Annotated in this window: 19 protein-coding genes; 15 read left to right on the top strand and 4 right to left on the bottom strand. The window is 42.0% G+C overall.

Annotated elements, in window-relative coordinates; translation table 11 throughout:
- Positions 1–11: 11 nt before the first annotated feature.
- The 4 genes from HMPREF9331_RS06160 to HMPREF9331_RS06145 all read left to right on the top strand — a co-directional run bounded on the left by HMPREF9331_RS06160 (position 12) and on the right by HMPREF9331_RS06145 (position 3846).
- Complete coding sequence (locus HMPREF9331_RS06160) at positions 12–1256, top strand: nitrous oxide reductase family maturation protein NosD (RefSeq protein ID WP_234945857.1); 1245 nt, start codon at positions 12–14, stop codon at positions 1254–1256.
- Between the two features lie 29 nt (positions 1257–1285).
- The gene (locus HMPREF9331_RS06155; RefSeq protein ID WP_016420141.1) at positions 1286–1996 is read left to right on the top strand and encodes an ABC transporter ATP-binding protein; all 711 of its coding nucleotides are present in this window, start codon (positions 1286–1288) and stop codon (positions 1994–1996) included.
- Complete coding sequence (locus HMPREF9331_RS06150; protein WP_009640825.1) at positions 1989–2771, top strand: ABC transporter permease; 783 nt, start codon at positions 1989–1991, stop codon at positions 2769–2771. Before HMPREF9331_RS06155 ends, HMPREF9331_RS06150 begins: the two co-directional genes overlap by 8 nt.
- Positions 2772–2877: 106 nt before the next feature.
- Positions 2878–3846, top strand: coding sequence for a hydrogen peroxide-inducible genes activator (locus tag HMPREF9331_RS06145; RefSeq protein ID WP_016420140.1), 969 nt, complete (start codon positions 2878–2880; stop codon positions 3844–3846).
- A 35-nt stretch (positions 3847–3881) separates the two neighbouring features.
- On the opposite strand, the gene HMPREF9331_RS06140 is transcribed toward HMPREF9331_RS06145, so the two are convergent.
- Positions 3882–4769: a Ppx/GppA phosphatase family protein gene (locus tag HMPREF9331_RS06140; RefSeq protein WP_009640774.1), complete on the bottom strand. Its 888-nt coding sequence runs from the start codon at positions 4767–4769 to the stop codon at positions 3882–3884.
- A gap of 136 nt (positions 4770–4905) precedes the next feature.
- A complete protein-coding gene (gene hemB, locus HMPREF9331_RS06135; RefSeq protein WP_016420139.1) occupies positions 4906–5892 on the bottom strand; it encodes a porphobilinogen synthase in 987 nt (328 codons plus the stop codon).
- A gap of 224 nt (positions 5893–6116) precedes the next feature.
- Here hemB and HMPREF9331_RS06130 point away from each other — a divergent pair, with 224 nt between their 5' ends.
- The 6 genes from HMPREF9331_RS06130 (at position 6117) to HMPREF9331_RS06105 (ending at position 12236) form a co-directional block, all read left to right on the top strand.
- The gene (locus tag HMPREF9331_RS06130) at positions 6117–6812 is read left to right on the top strand and encodes a porin family protein (protein ID WP_016420138.1); all 696 of its coding nucleotides are present in this window, start codon (positions 6117–6119) and stop codon (positions 6810–6812) included.
- 64 nt (positions 6813–6876) lie between these two features.
- Positions 6877–7251, top strand: coding sequence for a large conductance mechanosensitive channel protein MscL (gene mscL, locus HMPREF9331_RS06125; RefSeq protein ID WP_009640844.1), 375 nt, complete (start codon positions 6877–6879; stop codon positions 7249–7251).
- A 208-nt stretch (positions 7252–7459) separates the two neighbouring features.
- Positions 7460–8470 carry a ferrochelatase gene (hemH, locus tag HMPREF9331_RS06120; RefSeq protein WP_040357141.1) on the top strand — a complete coding sequence of 337 codons (1011 nt, stop codon included), beginning with the start codon at positions 7460–7462 and terminating at the stop codon, positions 8468–8470.
- A 306-nt stretch (positions 8471–8776) separates the two neighbouring features.
- Positions 8777–10906, top strand: coding sequence for a leucine-rich repeat domain-containing protein (locus HMPREF9331_RS06115; protein ID WP_016420135.1), 2130 nt, complete (start codon positions 8777–8779; stop codon positions 10904–10906).
- A gap of 225 nt (positions 10907–11131) precedes the next feature.
- Complete coding sequence (locus tag HMPREF9331_RS06110) at positions 11132–11419, top strand: DUF493 family protein (protein WP_016420134.1); 288 nt, start codon at positions 11132–11134, stop codon at positions 11417–11419.
- Positions 11420–11471: 52 nt separating this feature from the next.
- Positions 11472–12236, top strand: a complete 765-nt coding sequence (locus HMPREF9331_RS06105) for an SH3 domain-containing protein (RefSeq protein WP_016420133.1) — start codon at positions 11472–11474, stop codon at positions 12234–12236.
- Positions 12237–12327: 91 nt separating this feature from the next.
- Here HMPREF9331_RS06105 and lpdA read toward each other — a convergent pair whose 3' ends face one another.
- Positions 12328–13725, bottom strand: a complete 1398-nt coding sequence (gene lpdA, locus HMPREF9331_RS06100; protein ID WP_016420132.1) for a dihydrolipoyl dehydrogenase — start codon at positions 13723–13725, stop codon at positions 12328–12330.
- A gap of 410 nt (positions 13726–14135) precedes the next feature.
- Between lpdA and HMPREF9331_RS06095 the strand changes: the two genes are divergently transcribed.
- The 5 genes from HMPREF9331_RS06095 to HMPREF9331_RS06075 are packed head-to-tail and all read left to right on the top strand — an operon-like array spanning position 14136 to position 19964.
- Complete coding sequence (locus HMPREF9331_RS06095) at positions 14136–15488, top strand: AAA family ATPase (RefSeq protein WP_016420130.1); 1353 nt, start codon at positions 14136–14138, stop codon at positions 15486–15488.
- Positions 15469–16110, top strand: a complete 642-nt coding sequence (locus HMPREF9331_RS06090; protein WP_016420129.1) for an RloB family protein — start codon at positions 15469–15471, stop codon at positions 16108–16110. The genes HMPREF9331_RS06095 and HMPREF9331_RS06090 overlap by 20 nt, the downstream gene beginning before the upstream one ends.
- Positions 16107–17099, top strand: a complete 993-nt coding sequence (locus tag HMPREF9331_RS06085) for a hypothetical protein (RefSeq protein ID WP_016420128.1) — start codon at positions 16107–16109, stop codon at positions 17097–17099. The genes HMPREF9331_RS06090 and HMPREF9331_RS06085 overlap by 4 nt, the downstream gene beginning before the upstream one ends.
- Positions 17068–19272, top strand: coding sequence for a hypothetical protein (locus HMPREF9331_RS06080; RefSeq protein WP_016420127.1), 2205 nt, complete (start codon positions 17068–17070; stop codon positions 19270–19272). Before HMPREF9331_RS06085 ends, HMPREF9331_RS06080 begins: the two co-directional genes overlap by 32 nt.
- Before the next feature lie 14 nt (positions 19273–19286).
- The gene (locus HMPREF9331_RS06075) at positions 19287–19964 is read left to right on the top strand and encodes an SIR2 family NAD-dependent protein deacylase (RefSeq protein ID WP_016420126.1); all 678 of its coding nucleotides are present in this window, start codon (positions 19287–19289) and stop codon (positions 19962–19964) included.
- Here the strand turns inward: HMPREF9331_RS06075 and hemE are convergent.
- A complete protein-coding gene (hemE, locus tag HMPREF9331_RS06070; protein ID WP_016420125.1) occupies positions 19954–20979 on the bottom strand; it encodes a uroporphyrinogen decarboxylase in 1026 nt (341 codons plus the stop codon). The genes HMPREF9331_RS06075 and hemE overlap by 11 nt on opposite strands.
- Between the last annotated feature and the right edge of the window lie 12 nt (positions 20980–20991).

Here is a 20991-nt window from a genome sequence, read left to right as displayed (position 1 = left end):
CTATCAAACCTATGCTAAAAAAACTAATACCCCTTATTATTATGTGCTTTCCTCTCTTAGGGAAAGCACAATCCCTACAAGTATGCCCTCAGTGTCCTATAAGTACGATTGCCCAAGCTGTTGCTATTGCTAAGAAAGGTGATACTATTGAGGTACAAAAGGGTACATATCCGGAGAATAATATACTCCTTGACAAGCCCCTAACCCTTATTGGAAAAGGTATGCCCGTGATCAATGGCCAGTTCAAGGGAAGTATTCTCAAAATACAGGCCGATAGCGTTACCATTAAGGGCTTCCGCCTGGCCAACGTTCCTTTCAAAGCTACAGAAGAACAAGCTGCTATACTCCTAGACAAATCCAAGAAATTCCTTATAGAGGATAATATCATGGATCAGGTATGCTTCGGTGTGCTTCTGAGAAAAGGACGTGATGGCATCATAAGAAACAACAAGATTTCCTCCAACGCCAAGGAGCAATACAACTCAGGAAATGCCATACACCTATGGAGCTGCAAAAATATAGAAATCATTGGTAATGAAGCGGCCAACTGCCGTGATGGTATCTATATACAATTCTCGTCCAAATCCTATATCGAGGGTAATTACTGCCATGGAAACCTCCGCTATGGGCTACACTTCATGTTCTCCGACGACAACGAATACCACCGCAACAAATTTGCTAAAAATGGGGCTGGTGCTGCCGTCATGTTCTCCAAACGGGTGAAAATGGTAGAAAACACCTTCCAAGACAACTGGGGACCTTCCTCCTATGGGTTATTGCTCAAGGAACTCTATGATTCCGAACTGGTAGGTAATACCTTCTATCGCAATACTATAGGTATCAATGGGGAAAATTGTACTCGTATGAAGTATAACGAAAATAACTTCACCGAAAACGGATGGGGGATTCGCATCCGTGGAGGGTGTTACCAAAATGATTTTTGGGATAATAATTTTTTCAACAATACCTTTGATGTAGCTTATGATAACAATGTGAATGACAACAAGTTTCGCAGCAACTACTGGAGCGACTATACAGGTTATGACCTGAATAAGGATGGAGTAGGCGATGTCCCTTACCGCCCTGTAAAGCTCTTTTCCTATATCAGCAACCGAACCCCTGAGAGTATTGTGCTGCTACGTAGTTTGTTCATTGATATTATGAACTTCTCCGAGAAAGTAGCCCCTGTATTCACCCCCGAAAACCTTATCGATGAGACTCCTCGTATGGAGCCTTTCAAGAGAACAAAACAATAATATTTACCCCAACTAATACCTCTTCAATAATGATTGAATTTAAAGATGTCCATAAGAAATATGGCAAGTTAGAAGTGCTCAAAGGCGTGAGTTTCACCATCAAGGATGGAGGTATCTTCGCTATCTTAGGCCCTAATGGCTCTGGGAAAACTACCTCCATGAAGAGCTTCCTCGGTATGGTCATACCCACCAAAGGAGACATCTTCTTCAATGGCAAATCTATCAAAAACCAATGGGCTTATAGGGAACAAATCTCCTACTTGCCCCAAATAGCGAACTTCCCCAGCAACCTGAAAGTCAAGGAGCTTATCGCCATGATCAAGAACATCAAGAAGCTACCTTGCCATGAACAAGAGCTCATAGAACTCTTCGGGCTACAAAAGCACCTAAATAAGTCCTTGGGCAACCTCTCCGGAGGTACCAAACAGAAAGTGAATCTGGTACTAACCTTCATGGTAGATGTGCCTGTACTGGTCTTGGATGAGCCTACCTCTGGGCTTGACCCAATCGCCATCTTAGCCCTGAAGAAGCTCATCCTTCGCGAGAAGGAGAAAGGAAAAACCATCCTTATTACCTCCCATATTCTCAGCTTCATAGAGGAACTCTCCGACGAGATTCTCTTTATCTTAGAAGGAAATATCTACTTCAGGGGTACCCCTCAGCAACTGCTAGAGACCACCCAAAAGAACAATTTCCAAGAAGCTATTGCCGAACTATTAAAAAACGAAAAATATGATTAAGATTATACGATATACTTTCTTTGACCTTATCCGTAGTAGCTGGACGTATTTCTACTTGGGTTTTTACCTAATTCTAAGTAGTATACTGCTGTTTCTCAACCACGATATTTCCAAGTCAGTCATTACCCTGATGAATGTGATTATCATTCTTATCCCCTTGATTTCCACTATTTTTGGAGTGATGTATTACTACAATGCGCGGGAGTTCATAGAGCTACTATTGGCGCAACCTATCCCTAGAAAGCACATCTTCTTAGGGCAGTACTTAGGGATTTCCCTCTCCCTCTCTCTGAGCCTTATCATAGGGCTGGGGGTACCTTTCTTACTCTATGGGCTGTTCCTCTCCCCGGATATATTCAACTTTATCATGCTGATTGTAACTGGGGTATTCCTTAGTTTTATCTTTGTAGGCTTTTCCTATCTCATTGGGCTTTATCATGAGAACAAGATCAAGGGCTTTAGCTTGGCCATCTTTATTTGGCTCTTTATGGCAGTGATTTTTGATGGTATCTTCCTGATTTCCTTTATGGTATTTCGCCAATATCCGCTAGACACCTTCTCCCTTGTGATGATCTTGGCCAATCCGATAGACCTCTCTCGTATCCTTATCCTCTTGAAGTTGGACATCTCCGCACTTATGGGCTACACCAGTGCCTTCTTTAAGTCCTTTTTCGGCTCTACCACAGGTATCGCTGCCTCTTTAGGCTCGCTCTGCCTATGGGTTTGTGCCATTATCTTTATGATACAGAGAAAGATAAAAAGGAAAGACTTTTAGTAGTGACAAGTGACAAATGACAAGAGACTAAATATTTATTATTTGTCACTTGTCATTTGTCACTAAATATTGTATTTTTGCCCTCTAATTCCAAATCACTTATCTTATGACTATTGTTCAGTTCCAGTACATTTTGGCCGTTGCTCAATATAAGAATTTCAGTGTGGCTGCTGAGAAATGCTTTGTTACCCAACCTACTCTGAGTATGCAGGTACAGCGATTGGAGGAAGAGTTGGACGTACTGATCTTTGACCGTTCCAAAAAGCCTATACGTGTGACGGAGGTAGGAGAGAAAATCCTAAAACAAGCCGAGAGCATTGTCAACGAATCTGAGCGTATCAAGAGCATCATCGCCCAGCATAAGGGCTTTATCGGAGGGCGCTTCCGCTTAGGGATTATCCCTACAGTAGCCCCTACCTTGCTGCCTATGTTCTTGAACAATTTCACCAAGAAATACCCCAAGGTAGAACTACATGTGGAGGAGATGACCACTCGCGAGTGTGTCCGTGAACTTAGTGAAGGGAGCCTGGATGTAGCTATTGTGGCTACTCCCTTAGGGGAAAAGAACCTCGTAGAACGCCCGTTATACGATGAGCCTTTTGTGGCTTATATCCCCAATGACCGATACCAACTCAAGGAAAAACAGAAAATAAAAGTCTCCGACCTCAGCCCCAAGGATATGCTCATGCTACAGGATGGGCACTGTTTCCGCGATAGCGTGCTGAATATCTGCCAAGAACTCAACAATCATGACAGACACAAGCAATCTATCCCTGTAGAGATCAAGAGTGGTAGCTTCGAGACCCTAATCCGCCTTTCCAACGAGGGTATGGGTATGACACTACTCCCCTACCTACATACACTCAATCTAGCTGAGAGCGAACAGAAGAACCTACACTACTTTGAGGAACCATCTCCAGCACGCGAAATCAGCCTGCTGTATCACAGAAATGAGCTAAAAATCAACATTATAAACGCTCTCTATGACGTCATCGCAGGCGTAGTCCGCGGGGCTATCACCTTTGATGACCTTAAGATCATAGACCCTATACTTAAGAGGAAAAGCAAAAAATAGTGGTCAGTAGTCAGTGGTCAGAAACTGACTTCTGACTACTGACTACTTAAATAGAGTTGCCTTACGATCCCGTCGGCCAGTCCCACTTTAGGGACGAGGATATGGTTGATTTTTGCCCATTTCATTGCCTTGATATAGATAGGCAGCGCCAAAGGAAGGATATCGGCACGGTCGGGGTTGAGTTCCAGATCACGGATACGCTGCTCATAGCTCATTTGGCTGATTTGCTCTAAGTAATTCTCCAAGAAGTGTCGGGTAAGCGGTTCATTCTTGAGCTTGCCTATGGATTTGGATATCTTATTGATATTTCCTCCTGAGCCTATGGCCTCCATTCCTTTAAGGTCTTTGGTATAGAGTCGAATCCAATCCTTGACCTTGTCCCATAGCTGTTGGTCTGCCTTGCCCTTGAGCAAGCGGACTCCCCCTATAGGGAATGATTTGGCCGCACGTACTGCCCCTTGTGTATATACGGTAAATTCTGTACTTCCCCCCCCTACATCTATATAGAGGTAGTTCTTATCATGCTGCAAGAGGCTGTGAAGGTCGGTGTTAGCAATAATAGCCGCCTCCTCTGCCCCATCTATTATCTCTATAACTACCCCCGTTTTTCGGGCTACTTCTTGGACAATCTCCGCCCCGTTGGTAGCCTCACGCATAGCTGAAGTAGCACAAGCACGGTAAGCCTCCACTCCTTGTACCTTCATCAGTAAGCGATAGGCCTCCATGGCATCGGCAAGGCGTAAAGCATTCTCTGGGCTGATCTTCCCCTGCTCGAATACATCTGCCCCCAATCGAATAGGTACCCGCACTAAGCTACCCTTGGAAAAAATAGGCTCTTTGCCCTCTTCCTCTAATACATTGGCAATAAGTAAGCGTACCCCATTGGAGCCAATGTCTATACCTGCAAATTTACGTATATTCATATCTGTATCGGGTTAGTTTTACCCTGCAAAACTACAAAGATAATCTTACAAAAACAACTAAAAGCAGAAAAAAACCTTCTGTGGCTTTCACCACAGAAGGACATCTAAAAAAAATTAAGTAGAATGAAAAAGAAATTTATAGAAGTTTGACAACATCTTTAGCAAAATAAGAAGCAATCAAGTCCGCTCCCGCACGCTTAATAGCATAAATCTGCTCAAGCATAATGGCATCATGGTCTAACCAACCGCGCTGTGCAGCGGCCTTGATCATCGCATATTCGCCTGATACTTGATATACAGAAACGGGTACTTGTACCGCATTTTTCACCTCGCGTACTATGTCTAGATATACAATCCCTGGTTTTACCATCACCATATCAGCACCTTCAGCCACATCCATAACTGCTTCCTTGAGCGCTTCTATACGGTTGGCATAATCCATTTGGTAAGTCTTCTTGTCCTTAGGAATATCCTCCATATCCACAGGGGCACTGTCCAAGGCATCGCGGAAAGGCCCATAGAGAGCAGAGGCATACTTGGCTGAATAGGCCATAATACCTGCATGCTTGAAGTTGTATTTGTCAAGGAACAAGCGAATTTCCTCTATACGGCCGTCCATCATATCGCTAGGGGCTACCCAATCGGCTCCTGCTTTTACATGCGAAAGACTCATTTGGGCAAGTACCGATACAGTCGCATCGTTCTCTACCACACCATTTTTGATAATCCCGTCATGTCCATAGATAGAATAAGGGTCAAGGGCGACATCGGTCATTACTAGCATCTGGGGAGTTGCGTCCTTTACGGTCTTTATAGCACGCTGCATCAGTCCATCTGGATTGAGCGCCTCCGTTCCTTGGTTATCCTTGAGGTTATCAGGCACCTTTACAAAAAGTAGTACGGACTTGATTCCTAAGCTCCATAGTTCTTTCACCTCTTTGGCCAATATATCCAAGCTATAGCGGTAATAATCAGGCATGGAAGGTATTTCTTCCTTTACCCCCTTACCTTCCACCACGAATAGCGGCACGATAAAGTCGTTAGGGGTTACTGTTGTTTCTCTCACTAAGGCACGTATGGTCTCATTGACACGTAGCCTACGATTTCTTCTAAGTATATTCACCTTTTTAATTGTTAATTATTAATTGTCAATGGTTAATGGTTTTTGATTAGTGATTAGTGATTAGTGGTTAGTCTATTAATTAAAACACTTTTCACTCTTCTCTTTTCACTTTTCACTTTTCACTCCTCTCTCTTCACTTCTACAAGTGCAAAGATACGTTTTTTCTGTTAAAAAAGAAACCTTATCTATTAGAAATTTGTACTTTTGCCTATAAAAAATAGCACATGCGGTTTTATATGCTTTGGATTGGTTGCCTGCTCTCTGTGGCAACCTATGCGCAAACGGACTCTCTAGAGGTTGCCAATGAGGTAGATACTCACTACCTTGAAGACCAATTTTACTTAGGGATAACCTATAACTGGCTCATTTCCAAACCCGATGATATCAAGCAACATAGTTTCTCACGAGGTCTTTTTGGAGGCTACCAGCGAGATATTCCCTTAAATAAAGCGCGGAATATAGGTTTGGCTGCTGGAGTCGGCCTTTCCTATCAGCTTACTTATATCAACCTCAAAGCCCAAGAAGGGAGTAATGGCTTATTGTATGACATCGTATCCATTGAGGACGAACATATCCAAAAGAATTATTACGAACAGTATGCCGTGGATTTCCCTATAGAGTTTCGCTGGCGTACCTCCACCCCCTATACCCATAAGTTCTGGCGTATCTATGCGGGATTGAAGCCCTCCCTCATCTTCTCCTCTGGCTATAAGCTCAGCAGCGAATCCCAAAGCTATACACTCCACCCCGAAGTGCTCAAGGGCTTCCAGTGCAGCTTATATGCCGCCATAGGGCACAATACGTGGAATATATATGTACAGTACGGCCTACGCCCCCTCTTTAGGGATACCTATACCCAAAGTGGAACCTCTTTGCAGAGTTATCTACTCAATATTGGACTTATTTTCTATATTTTGTAAATTTTCTTTGTTATATCAAATAAATATTCTATTTTTGCCGCAGAATTTAAACAAATTGTTATTTATGGGATTTTTAAAAGAATTCAAAGAGTTTGCTGTAAAAGGCAATGTAGTTGATTTGGCTATAGGGGTAATCATTGGGGCTGCTTTTGGTGCCATTGTATCTTCCTTAGTAGCCGATGTGATCACGCCTCTACTACTTACCCCTGCGCTGAAAGCTGCTCAGGTGGATAAGCTCGACGCCCTTATCTGGAATGGCGTAGCCTATGGAAAATTTTTAGCGGCAGTAATTAACTTCTTATTTGTAGCCTTTGCACTATTTTTATTGGTTAAAGGCATCAATAGATTTAAGAAAAAAGAAGAGGAAGCGCCTGCTGCACCTGCTGGCCCTACTCAAGAGGAACTTCTCACTGAGATCAGAGATTTGTTAAAAAAATAGTTTTCCATTTTATTTATTGCTGAATATTGCCTCCTGTTCTCTAGGGGGCAATTTCTTTTTGCTTATCCCCTGGTAGGTTTTCTTTTCTAACTTAACATAGGAATTATTTACAAGGCCTAAGGTAATAATTTTCACTATAGAAAAAATAAATAGAAGAAATAGGAAAAAATATAAAAAAGTACGTATATTTGTGGCAAATTTCAAACGAATGTCAAAAGGTGTTCTTTTGGTCAATTTGGGCTCACCTAATTCCACGGCTGTCAAGGACGTACGTGCCTATTTGGATGAGTTCCTGATGGATCCACGGGTGATAGATTTGCCTTACTTAAGCCGTGCTTTGCTAGTCAAAGGCATTATCTTACGTACCCGTCCTAAAAAATCAGCTGCTGCTTACCAGAAAGTATGGACTAAAGAGGGTTCGCCCCTTATTATCCATACCCGCAACCTTACTCAAAAAGTACAAACACAACTTACAATCCCTGTTGAGATGGCCATGCGTTATGGAAAACCCTCGATTGCTGAAGCAATCAAGGCGCTTTCTCAAAAGGGCGTAACAGAAATCCTATTGGTGCCCCTTTACCCACAATACGCTATGTCCACTACCGAGACCATTTCTGTATTAGCGCATAAAATCATCAAGAAAAAATATCCTCACATCACCCTTTCAGAGCTACCTCCTTTCTATAATAAGCCTGAGTATATCGAGGTATTGGCTACCTCTATCAAGCAGTACTATAAGGAGGGCGAATACCTACTTTTTTCCTACCATGGGATTCCCGAAAGGCATATCTATAAGTCCGATGTAACCCGTGAGCATTGCCAGATCAACGATATTTGCTGCAATACACTCTCTCCTGCGCATCAGTACTGTTATAGGCATCAGTGCTATGCGCTAACTCAATCCATTGCCAATACCTTACAACTGCCCCAAGGTAGCTATGGTACTTCCTTTCAGTCCCGCTTAGGGCGTGATCCTTGGTTACAACCCTATACCGATGCTACCTTAGAACAACTCGCCCAAAAAGGGGTGAAGAAATTAGCCATTGTAACACCTGCCTTTGTGGCCGACTGCCTGGAAACCCTTGAGGAGATTGCCATGGAAGGCAAAGAGACCTTCTTAGAGCACGGAGGGGAAAGTTATAACTGCATCCCTTGCCTAAATGACCGTGATGATTGGTCAGCGACCCTTGCTGATTGGATTAAAAAATGGCAAAAATAATAGGGTTATTAACAAAGAATCACCAATTGTGCATAATTTCTCTTGAAAGGGGGCTTTACCCCCTATTTTCTTAATAAAAGTCCATATATGTACAGCATAATAAACACTTCTTGTTAAAGAAATCTTTATATATACTTTATAAGACAGTTAATAACTTAGTTGATAAACCCATTTTTTAAAAACTTTTATGCTGATAGAGAGAGACTATTTGGTAGGTTATAAAAAAATTCTTATATTTGCCCCATGTAAAAAAACTAATTAAGACAAAAAAATGATTATTGTAATGTTAAGCAAAACTAATTAATTATGAGAAAAAAATTACACACACTATTAGCATTATCGTTACTCTCGGCAGCAACCCTTTCCGTAAGTTGTAACAAGGACAAAGAGGATCCTAGTTCTAATGGAGGCTCAGGTACAGGAGCAACTACTAATATAATAAGCCCCAATGCGCCTAAGGATAATGACATTTTATATTATTATGATGAGAATGCAGGAACACTTTACAAGCGGGCAGGGAAAAGTAGTTGGACTGTTATAGGTTCCTTAGTAGGTTTTAAGAAAGGAAATACAGTCTATTCGGGTAAGCGAGCACCTGAACGAAGTGATAAAGGAGAAGAAAAAGATTATTTTATCAATTCTACCAATGATAAAGTCTATCAGAAGATAAATGGCAACTGGCAGGAGATAGACATAGAAGGTGAAATTGTCATCAAAGATCCTAACTTCAAGGCTGCTTTACTTACTACTGGTAACAATAGAGGAAGTGTAGATACCAACGGAAATGGAAAAATAAGCGCCTCAGAAGCCAAAGCTGTACAAGCCCTTAGAGTATCCAGCGCTGATATTTCTTCCTTGGACGGGATAGAACATTTTACCAATGTAACTGTATTGGAAGCTAAAGGAAACAAACTCAAAACTGTATATTTGGACAAACTAGTTGCTCTTAAGCAGTTAGACCTGACAGGTAACCAACTTGAGGGAACAGTGGATCTCTCCAAATTGCCCAATTTGCAGAATGGGAAAGTAAATATTGTAGGGGGCGGTAACAATCCTCAGGTGGAGAAAATCATAGTTTCCGATGTACACAAGGCTACCGCCCTGAACACCTCTGAGCACACTAACAAATATACTGCTACAGGAGAGGTAGATCAGTATATAGAGTTTGACCCAGTAGTAAAGACGGCCATTATAGGAATGGGAAATACAGGCCCTGATAAGAATAGTGATGGTGGAATCAGTATTTCTGAAGCATTGGCCTATACAGGACGTATTGATATAGAATTAGCAGGCGTACAGTCACTAAAAGGTTTAGAGAAATTTGAGAATATTTCTGCCTTGCGTATCTTCCCTGGAAAAGATAAAACGAATACACTTACTAATGGTAAACTCTCTTTGACAAACTTCCCTAATTTGGAAACATTGGATATAACCAATACCACTTTAGAAGAGTTAGAAGTAAAGAGTTCCCTTAAACTTACCCGTATAAGTATAGTCAATGGTAACTTAAAGAATATTACCATCACAGAAGCTACTGCTCTTAAGGAACTTTCCTTGGAAAGGAATAACCTTACAGCACTTCCAGCAACTTTCTTTGATGGACTTACCGAACTTACTGCTATTAACCTTATGGGGAATAATATCGTAGGAGAGCTAAATCTCACCTCTATTAAAGGACTTGAAACCAATGCAGGTAAAGTCCAGATTATGAGAGTATGTGGAACTTGTAACCCTAAAGATAGAACAAATAAGAGAGTAACTAAGATCTATGTGAAAGATGAAGCTGTAAATGCTCTTAACGATGCTGAAGGTACTTCTGTATATGTCTCTATTTCAGGAGGGAGACCCCAAGATAATACAGTGGTCAATGTGCCAAATGAAAATCTAAGAAGATTAATATTTAGAAAACTCAAAGCTATAGATGGTACTACCTATCTAAATCGCACCTATAAAGATCCCTTTACTCAGTCTGATGTAGATAAAATAACAGATCTCATAGGAGAAGATTATTCTATAAGTAATGATGTGACAGATCTTACAGGATTAGAACGCTTTACTAAGCTAAAGAAACTAGACCTTTTCCCTCAGGGGGCTACTACCCTGGATCTTACAGGTATGTCTGAGCTTGAGGAAATTACCTTAGGAGGTACTATGGCTACCATTACAGGAGAAGGAACAAGTCTTGAGAAGGTAACTATCAAGGAAAATTATAATGTAAAGAAATTAGACCTACGCGGCTTTGCCAACTTAAAGAGAATAATCATATCAGAAAACTCTCAAGCACCTAACCATATAGAGTGTATTGCCGTACCAGAAGATAAGGTAAAAATAATCAAGGCTGGTATTACTTTTTCTGCAGGTGGCGGTAATGCTGACTCAGCAGCACAAAAACAAGCTCTCTATAGAGACAAAGTACAATCAACTCCATGTAATTAGGTTTTGGACATTACATATCTTTTTGAAAAGTGCTCCCCAAAAGGGAGCCTTTTCTCTTTGAGTGAAAAGTAAAGCCAGCGAGTGTTCACAGCTGGGTGTGGCTCAAAAGTGACAAATTGGGTGTGAGATGCTTTTGGCATACTTTTTGCGGCAAAGCAAACTAATCACTAACAACTAACAACTAACCACTAATCACTAATCACTAACGACTAATACTTAACAAAAATGACAAATCAAGAAGTAGAAGAATTTTACACCAAACTAAAATCAGAATTAGAAAAAACCACTGTATTCCCTGCCGAATACCTATATAAGTTTATTCTCCCTTCAGGAGAAGAAAAAAGAGCTGCTATAAGAGCCGTATTTGCTGGCACTACCGCCTCTATAGAAGAAAAACCTTCTTCTACAGGGAAATATACCGCCTACTCCATACGCCTTAAAGTTCAAGACCCCGATGAGGTCATCGCCTACTATAAGGAAGCTGGAAAAATAGAAGGCATCATCTCCCTATAATAAAGTAAAAAGTAAACGGTAAAAAGTAAAAACTTTACCTTTTTTATAAATTATGAAGTACCTATTATATTTTTTACCCTTTATCCTTTACCTTTTTCCCTATGAAGGTAAGGCGCAACTTAGCAATGAAGAGCTTTTCGCACAGGCAGGAAGTGCCTACAATCGTGGAGACTATCAGGTGGCTATTGATAACTATCAGCGAATACTCTCCAAGGGTAAGGCTTCTGCCAGTTTGTACTACAACTTGGCCAATGCCTACTACAAGCAGGAGGAGGTAGCCCATAGTATCTACTACTATGAAAAAGCCTTGCAACTTGCCCCTGAAGATAAGGCCATACAAACCAATCTAAAATATGCCCAGCAAATGGCCTTGGACGAGATTGTTCCCCTGCCTCAGATGTGGTCACAGAAAGTCGTGGCCACTCTTAGCCGCTGGAACTCTCCCAATGGTTGGGGGGTATGGGCTGTGGGTAGCATGTGCCTTTTTGTTGGCTTTTTCTTCTGTTATTATTTCCTTGGGAAGATTATTTACAAGCGCCTTTTCTTTACCCTGATGCTAGTGGCTTTAGCTGTTTCGGTAGGTAGTTTCTTTTTAGGTAGAACAGTAAACAAATATACGGGAGCCAATCATTATGCGATACTTTTTGATAAGGAAGTACGCCTCTATGAGCAACCCAATACCTATAGTAAAGAAGTCTTTGCCCTACACGAAGGTACCAAAGTAGAAGTCTTAGACCAAGTCCAAGAATGGTACAAACTCAAATCAGCCGATGGCCGTACAGGCTGGGCAAAAAAACATGGGGTGAAAAAACTTTAAATTAATGACTAATGACAAGTGACTAGTGACTAATCCTAATATGGTATAATCACTAGTCACTTGTCATTTATCATTAGTCATTTGTCACTAACTACATGTGTATCGGCCTCTTACCAGTAGCGTCCAAGCAGGCTTCTTTTACAGCTTCGCTATAGGTAGGGTGTGCATGGCAGATACGAGCAATATCTTCGGCACTGGCACGAAATTCCATAGCTACAACCGACTGAGCTATAAGATCGGAAGCACGCGCTCCGAGGATATGTACGCCGAGAATCTCATCGGTAGTGGCGTCGGCTAAGACTTTTACAAATCCATCAGTCTCCAAGCTGGCACGGGCACGACCCAAGGCACGCATAGGGAATTGCCCTACTTTGTAAGCGCGTCCTTCGGCTTGTAATTGTTGCTCAGTCTTTCCTACCGCAGCCACTTCAGGTGTGGTATATACCGCCCCTGGGATAAGATCATAATTCACATGTGGTTTTTCTCCTGCCAAGAGTTCTGCTACATATACGCCCTCCTCTTCTGCCTTATGGGCGAGCATTGCCCCACGGATCACGTCACCAATAGCATAGATATGTGCTGCTGAGGTTTGTAGGTGTTCATTGACCTCTATTTGTCCACGTTGGTTGAGTTGTACCCCTGCTTTATCAAGACCTAAGCCTTCAGTATAAGGACGTCGCCCGGTAGCCACCAAGCAGTAATCCCCTTCCAGAACAATCTCGCCCTTAGGGCCATCGGCCTTTACAGTAACGGTATTGCCCGTGCGGGTAACTTCTTTTACTTTGCTATCGGTATAGATTTCAAATCCTTGTTTTTTAAGCACTTTACTAAGCTCCTTACCTATGGCTGCATCCATAGTAGGAAGAATACTTGGAGCGTATTCCACTACAGATACCTGAGCTCCTAAACGGAGATATACTTGACCAAGTTCCAAACCTATCACCCCTCCTCCTATGACAATTAGGTGTTTGGGTATCTCACGAAGGCTTAAGGCTTCAGTGGAGGTAATTACACGTTCTTTGTCAATAGTGATAAAGGGCAAAGCAGAAGGTTTAGAGCCAGTTGCGATGATAAAGTTTTTTGCCGAAAGCGTTTCATTATCCGCTCCTTGTACTTGTAGTTCAACAGGAGAGACAAATGAAGCTTTTCCATGGAATACATCTATGTTGTTCTTTTTCATAAGGAAGTTGATCCCTTGTGTATTCTGGTCTACTACGGCCTGCTTACGCTCTACCATTTTTGGAAAATCCACATTGATATTTCCCGAAATTTCTATTCCATGTATAGGTGCATGCTTATGAGTATCATCAAGCAAGTGAGTGGAGTCCAATAGTGCTTTGGAAGGGATACAGCCCACATTAAGGCAAGTCCCTCCTAGTGTATTGTATTTTTCCACAATAGCGGTTTTCTTTCCTAACTGAGCACAACGGATAGCAGCTACATAACCTCCAGGTCCTGCTCCTATGACAATTACATCGTAATTCTTCATTATAGTAAATTTAAATATTGTATTTCTCGCAGTGAGCTACAAAGGTAGTTATTTTTTTTGAAAGGAGCAAATAGTTTTTAATGATTAATGCCGATAGGGCTTATAAAAGTTTTCCCATTTTCTGTTTTATTTTTTACTTTTTATTTGTACTTTTGCAAGAAATACCCATGACTCTATACAGCGTTTTTATTTGACGGTCATTTGATAGAATCGGGCTTTTAAAATTTAACCAATTGATAATCAACATGTTTTTATTTGACGGTCATTTGATAGAATCAGCTTTCTAAAAAATAAAACATTGATAATCAACATGTTTTTATTTGATGGTTATTTGATAGATTTTATTCATTTTTTTTACTATCTTTGTTCCATTGGAGCTAAAGCCTTAACAGAGAACAAACAGCAAGAATATGCTTATACGATTTCAAGTAAAAAACCTATATTCATTTGAAGAAGAAACGGAATTCAACCTCCTTACCAATGATTCAGAACACTTGCCACACCATAAAAAACATTGTAATGGGGTAGATTTTCTGCGCTTAAGTGCTATCTATGGAGCTAATGCTTCGGGTAAATCTAACTTCGTAAGAGCTATTGGTTTGTTACAGAATATAGTAAAAAAAGGAAAAATCATAGATGAGGTAAGTGATTATAAGTTCAAGCTAAGTAAGGAAGCCCTTACAAAACCTATCTCATTAGCTATAGAGCTGCTCTCAAATAGTAAAATGTATTACTATACACTTACCTTTGACCAAAAGAAAATACTTAATGAAACACTTGTAGAAACTTTTAAGGACAAGGAAGATCGTATCGTTTTTGAACGTAGTTTAACTAACGAAAGACAAGAAATTCCTTTTATAGAGAGTCAAGTAAAAAATGAAAAAGAACGTATGTTTTTGGAATTGCTCAGTGATAAATTATTGAGCAAAGACGAGTTACTACTTACTTTTCTCACTCAAAAATACCCGAATGAGTATGCTGATATTGACAATGTTTTCGAATGGTTTTCTGATGTGCTCATTGTACTTAATTCTAATTTTAAGATTAGAGGAATAGCCCATAAGTTTGATACTGATGATAGTACGACCATGTTTGCCAATGCTTTTATTCCAACACTTGGCACAGGTATCCAAAAGATAGACATTCAAAAAAGAGAGATCGTAGGTCAAGGCAATGAGATGAATTATCTAAAAGACAATATAAAGAATGACCAGGAACAGCTCTTTACCAATACGAATCCAGATACAGGAGAGGAAATTACTTTTGTAATGGAAGAGAATGATAAGATTTTTGCAAAAAGAATCTTTACGGAACACTTAGACAAAGAAGGACATAAAGTTTTCTTCCCCTTTGGTTGGGAATCAGATGGTACAAAGCGACTATTAGAATATACGCCCCTGATAAATGGTGTTATCAATGCAGAGGTAGTTTTTGTAGTAGATGAAATAGAACGCAGCATTCACCCTATGATGATCAAAGAACTTATTAGAAAAATATCATCAGATACCTCAGCCCAAGGACAACTCATTTTTACTACCCACGAATCATGCCTATTAGACCAAGAAATATTGCGTACCGACGAGATCTGGTTCACCCAAAAGGACAAGGGGGGAGCTACCCATATGTACTCATTAAGTGATTTCAATATCAGTAATACCGCTAATATTGAAGACGGCTACCTCAATGGGCGTTATGGGGGCATACCTTTTTTATCAAACCTAAAAGAACTTAACTGGCATACTGATGAAAGCATATCTGACTAGAAATAAACTATACCAACGAAAAGCCCCTAGTCGCGAAGCTAAAAAGGTGTATATCTTTTGTGAGGGTGATAGAGAAGTTAGCTATTTCAACTACTTCTCTGGTATTTCGTCTAATATTGATATTATCCCTATCGGAAATGAGGAAGGCAAATCCGACCCTGTGAAGCTTAGAAATCAAGCCATAGATTATTTTCAGGAAATTGTTTTAAGCCCTGACTATCATGATGAGGTATGGTTTGTTATTGATACTGACCGCTGGAATGAGAATGAAAAAATAAGCCAGTTAAAGACCTTCTGTATGCAAAGGAAAACAGACGAAAATATATGGGAAGTAAGCCAAAGTAATCCTTCTTTTGAAGTTTGGCTATATTACCATTTTATAGAAGATAAACCAAAAGATGAAGAGGTAAAAACTTATACAACCTTTAAGGAATTTTTAAATCACAAAATAAAAGGAGGTTTTGATGCACGCAAGGCTCCTATACATATCAAAACAGCTATAGATAATAGTCTGAAACATTTTGAGAGAGATGATAAGGGACAACCCATTCGCTATACTACGGAAGTACATTGTTTAGCACAAAGTATATATCCCTTTTTAAAAGAAATGATGGCTTTATGAAAAAGGTACTATTATACTCATTAGTGTTCCTTTCTTTGGCATGTCATAAGCAGCCTGCCCCTGCTCAGCTGAGTGCCTATTACTGGAAAACACGCTTTTCCTTAAGTGCTCCTCAGCAAGAATTTCTCTCGGAGTATGATGTCCAAAAGCTCTATATCCGCTATTGTGATATCATTTTGCTGGAGGGGGAGGCTGTCCCCGATGCTCCTGTAGAGTTGGACGCAGCAGCACTTAAGGGCAAGGAGGTTATTCCTGTCATCTATATTAAGAATGAGGTTTTCCTAAGCGATAAAGTAGCTGCGGAGCAACTGGCAGAAAAGCTCAGTGGGTATATAGAGCAAATCAATCACTCCTACAACCTGACGGTCAAGCAGGTACAATTGGATTGTGATTGGTCGCTCAAAAGCAAAACACATTATTTTGATTTTATCAAGTATTTCAGAGCACAAAATTCTTATCAGCTTTCGGCTACCATCCGTCTGCATCAGGTCAAGTACCACGACCGTACGGGGATTCCTCCTGTGGATTATGGGGTGCTGATGTACTATAACATGGGCAAGATTACCGCCACAGGGGCCAACTCTATCTATGACCGCGCCACCGCCCAGAAGTACCTGCCCGCTCTGCGCTCCTATCCCCTACCGCTGAAGGTAGCCTTGCCTATATTCAGTTGGGGTGTGCACTCCATAGCTGGGGAGGTAACCGACCTTGTCGGAGGACTTACCTTTGCGGAGGCTGATACACTGAGCCAACTCAGTCGTATGGGCAACAGCGATTGTTACTTGGTTACTGAACCTATTGCCTACAAGGGACAACGTTGGCAAAAAGGCGATATTATCAAGATAGAAGAGATCAGCCAGACTGACCTTTTGACCATGAAGGCCGACCTTACTAAGCACCTAAAGTCCGCCCCCGAAGAGATTATTTTATACGACCTAAACACAAATATTGACACCTATGAAAAAGACTTTTTTAAAAAACTGCGCTAAGCTATGTCTGCTCATCGCTGCTGCCTATGGCACCTACCTCTATGCCTGTATTGATGGGTTCATGGGCTATGATTACAATTCGGCATTCTCACCAGAGGTTACCGTGTCTCAAAAATCCTATACCCCACTTTTCTATGATAGCGACTACCTTTTCTATGGAAACAACTATATAGATGAGCAGTCAAGGGATTTCTCCCAGACCGATATCCAAAGCTGGTCAGAGTACTTGGGCAAAGCGCTCACTAAAGAAAAAATCAAGTACTACCTCTATGACAAAGAGGCACTAAAGGAGATACACCAATCTGCTCCGTCCGATAAGAAAGTGCAGCGCTTCTTCTCCCTACTTGCTATAGCCAGAGACAATGAGGCTATTACCAATGTATCTTATAACCGCTGGGACTATGATAGCCGCAAGGTTGCCTATACCCAACAGGCGGAAATCAGCAAGGCAGAGACCCTGTACCAAGATGCCCTCAAGGACAAAGATGAGTTCTTCGCCCATAGAATGTGGTATCAGCTCATGCGTCTGAAGTTCTATTCAGCAGAGCGTGCCTCGGTAATTGACTATTTCATGCAAACAGAGACCACCCAACCACGTACTGACCTCTACTATCGCGGTATGCACTATGTAGCAGGCGCCTATATCGCTCAGAAGAACTATGCCAAGAGTACCCCCTTGCTAGCTCAGATATTCAACAGAGTACCCTCTTTGCGGCAGACGGTTACTTACGAGTATCGCCCGCTCTCCGCTGAACAACTTCATAAGCTCTCCGCTGGCCTTTCCACCCAAGAGCAATGCGCTCTATGGGCAATGGACGGCTATTACAATAGCGAGAAAGACGCTATAGAAAAAATCCTTGCTTTGGATAGCCAATCTCCTTATGTGGATTTTCTGCTCTCTCGTTATGTCAATCGCTTAGAAGCCAAGGTAAATATCTATGGTTCTTATGGAGAGCCTATCAGCTCCTACAAGGCTTACCACCAGCATACCCAAGCGGTAGCCACCCAAGACTACCCTACCGATTGGATCCTGACCACCGCCAAAGACAAAAAAGTAGCCAACCCTTATCTATGGCAGGTAGCCGCGGGCTATGTTAGTAGCTTCCGAAACGAGTTCAACGAGGCTCGTACTTTTCTCTCCAAGGCAGAAAAAATGGCTGACAATCCTGCCAAAAAGGCACAAGTACGCCTTATTGGCCTGCTCAATGAGGTTGCTGCCCTAGAGCGTATCACTCCACAGGCCGAGCAAAAACTCCTCAAGGACTTGCCTTGGCTTTGGGACTACAAAGCCCCTGAAGGACAAGAGGCTTTGCGAAGTGGCTATGCCCTTGTATTTATAGGAAAATATATATCTATGCTCTATAAGGCAGAGAATAATCCTATTATGGCCGAACTAACTTATTCTGTTAAGGGATATTACAGAAAAGAGGCGCAAACAGCCGCTATGGAACAGTTTTTGCAAAAGAAAGACAAGACCCCTTGGGAGACTTTTTGGGCTAAGAAATATCAGTATACACTCAATGATATCTACGAAAGTAAGGCTATCTATGCCTTCTATGAGGATCAAATCACTGAGGCTATTGCTCTTATGAAGAAAACACCACAGGAAAAAGCAATCCTCCCTGCCAATCCTTTCAATGGCAAGATAAGAGATTGTGCCGACTGCGAACATGCTCTACCTAAAAAGGTGAAATACACCAAACTATCTTTCCTTGAAAAGGTAAAAGAGATGGAAGATAAAATAGCTAAAGGAGATGACCCCTATAGCAATGCTCTTTTGGTAGGAAATGCGTTCTACAATGCCTCTTATTTTGGCAGTGTGCGCTTCTTCTATCTCAATCCTATCATAGACGAGTATGGCTATCGTGTCAGTGCAGAGCATTGGGACGTCTTACTGAATATGAAACAAGCTAAAAAGTATTATCTCTTAGCCAAAAAACACGCCTCCAATGATGAGCAAAGGGCAAAAATCACCTATCTGCTAGCCAAAGTAGAACGCAATGAGTATTATAACAGGAACTTTTTCTGCAAAGAAGAATACACCAGAGAGTCCTTAGATACAGGATTGCACTACCGATGGGATGCTTTCGAAGAACTCCGCCGATATGCCCATACAAAGTATTACCAAGAGGTCATAGCCGAATGTGGCTATTTTAGAAAATTTGTACATTAGACCCCTTATAAATTATGAAGAAATTAGTTGTACTCACCGGTGCGGGTATCAGTGCCGAAAGTGGCATTAGCACCTTCCGTGATGCAGGAGGCCTCTGGGAAGGCTACGATGTCAATGAAGTAGCCACCCCTGAGGGCTTCGCTGCTAATCCTGAGTTGGTGTTGGATTTCTATAACCAGCGCCGCCGTCAGCTCAAGGAAGTGGAACCCAACGAGGCACATCGCCTCTTGGCTCACTTAGAAAAGCGCTTCCATGTAGTGGTTATCACTCAGAATGTAGATGACCTGCATGAGCGTGCAGGTAGCCAACACATCATACACCTACACGGCGAACTGCTCAAAAGCCGTGGGGTAGATGATCCTTACACAACCTATCCCTGTACAGGAGATATTCATATAGGCGACAAAAGCCCTACGGGTGCCCAACTGCGCCCTCATATCGTGTGGTTTGGTGAGGAAGTTCCCATGCTGGATAAGGCCATAGAAGAAGTCTATACCGCCGATGTGCTCATGGTCATAGGTACTTCCCTACAAGTGTATCCTGCCGCTGGACTGATGGATTACCGAAGGGAAGGTATCCCTGTCTTTTACATAGACCCCAACCCCTCCTTGCATAGCAAGGGCGACCTTACTGTAATTGCTCAAAAAGCCTCCACAGGGGTCGCCAAGGCTATAGAACTGATTACTCCTTAAAGGTCTTCACAGCCTCCACGAAGGCCTGTGCATGTGCCACTGGCACATGAGGGAGTATGCCATGGCCTAAGTTGGCTATATAGTGTTCTTTGCCAAAGGAGCGAATCATTTGCCAAGTTTTTTCCTTGATAAGTTCAGGAGAAGAAAGCAGCCATGCAGGGTCTAGGTTTCCTTGGAGTACCTTCTTGCCTCCGGTGAGCTGGCGTGCCACAGCAGGGCTACAACTCCAGTCTATACCTAAGGCAGCGGCCTTACTCTGGCTCATCTCTTGCAGTGCATACCAACAGCCTTTGGCAAAGACAATCACTGGCACCTGCTCAGAGAGTGCCTCTACAATCTGTTGGGTATAGCGCCAAGAGTATAGGCGATAGTCCTCAGGAGAAAGCACACCTCCCCAGCTGTCAAAAAGTTGCAAGGCATCTACCCCTGCCTTTACCTTTTCTTTGAGGTAGGCAATGGTAGTATCGGTGATTTTCTGTAGCAAACTATGTGCCCATTCGGGGTGAGAAAAGGCAAAGGACTTGGCTACATCAAAGTTTTTGGAGCCTTTGCCCTCCACTGCATAACAAAAGATAGTCCATGGTGCACCAGCAAAACCAATAAGAGGAACGCTACCTGCCAAGCGCTCTTTCGTTAGGCGTATCCCATCCATCACATAGCCCAGTGCATGAGAAACATCGGGGATTTCTACCCGCTCTATATCCGCTTCAGAGCGAATTGGGTGCGGCAGAAAAGGCCCTACCTGCTCTTTCATTTCTATTTCTATTCCCATAGCTTGGGGTACGACCAAGATATCGCTAAAGAGTATAGCCGCATCCACCCCTACTATATCCACAGGCTGGGTAGTAATATCGGCTACCAGCTCTGGGGTACGGCAGCGTGTGAAAAAGTCATATTTGTCTCTTAAGGCACGAAACTCAGGCAGGTAACGCCCCGCCTGACGCATCATCCATACCGCAGGTCGCTCGGTAGTCTCACCCTTTAGGATTCTTAGAAAAAGATCATTCTTTATCATGAGTTAGTAAGT

It is taken from the genome of Capnocytophaga granulosa ATCC 51502, from assembly GCF_000411115.1.
Classification (GTDB): Bacteria; Bacteroidota; Bacteroidia; order Flavobacteriales; family Flavobacteriaceae; genus Capnocytophaga; species Capnocytophaga granulosa.
This window is presented reverse-complemented; position numbering and strand designations above follow the sequence as displayed.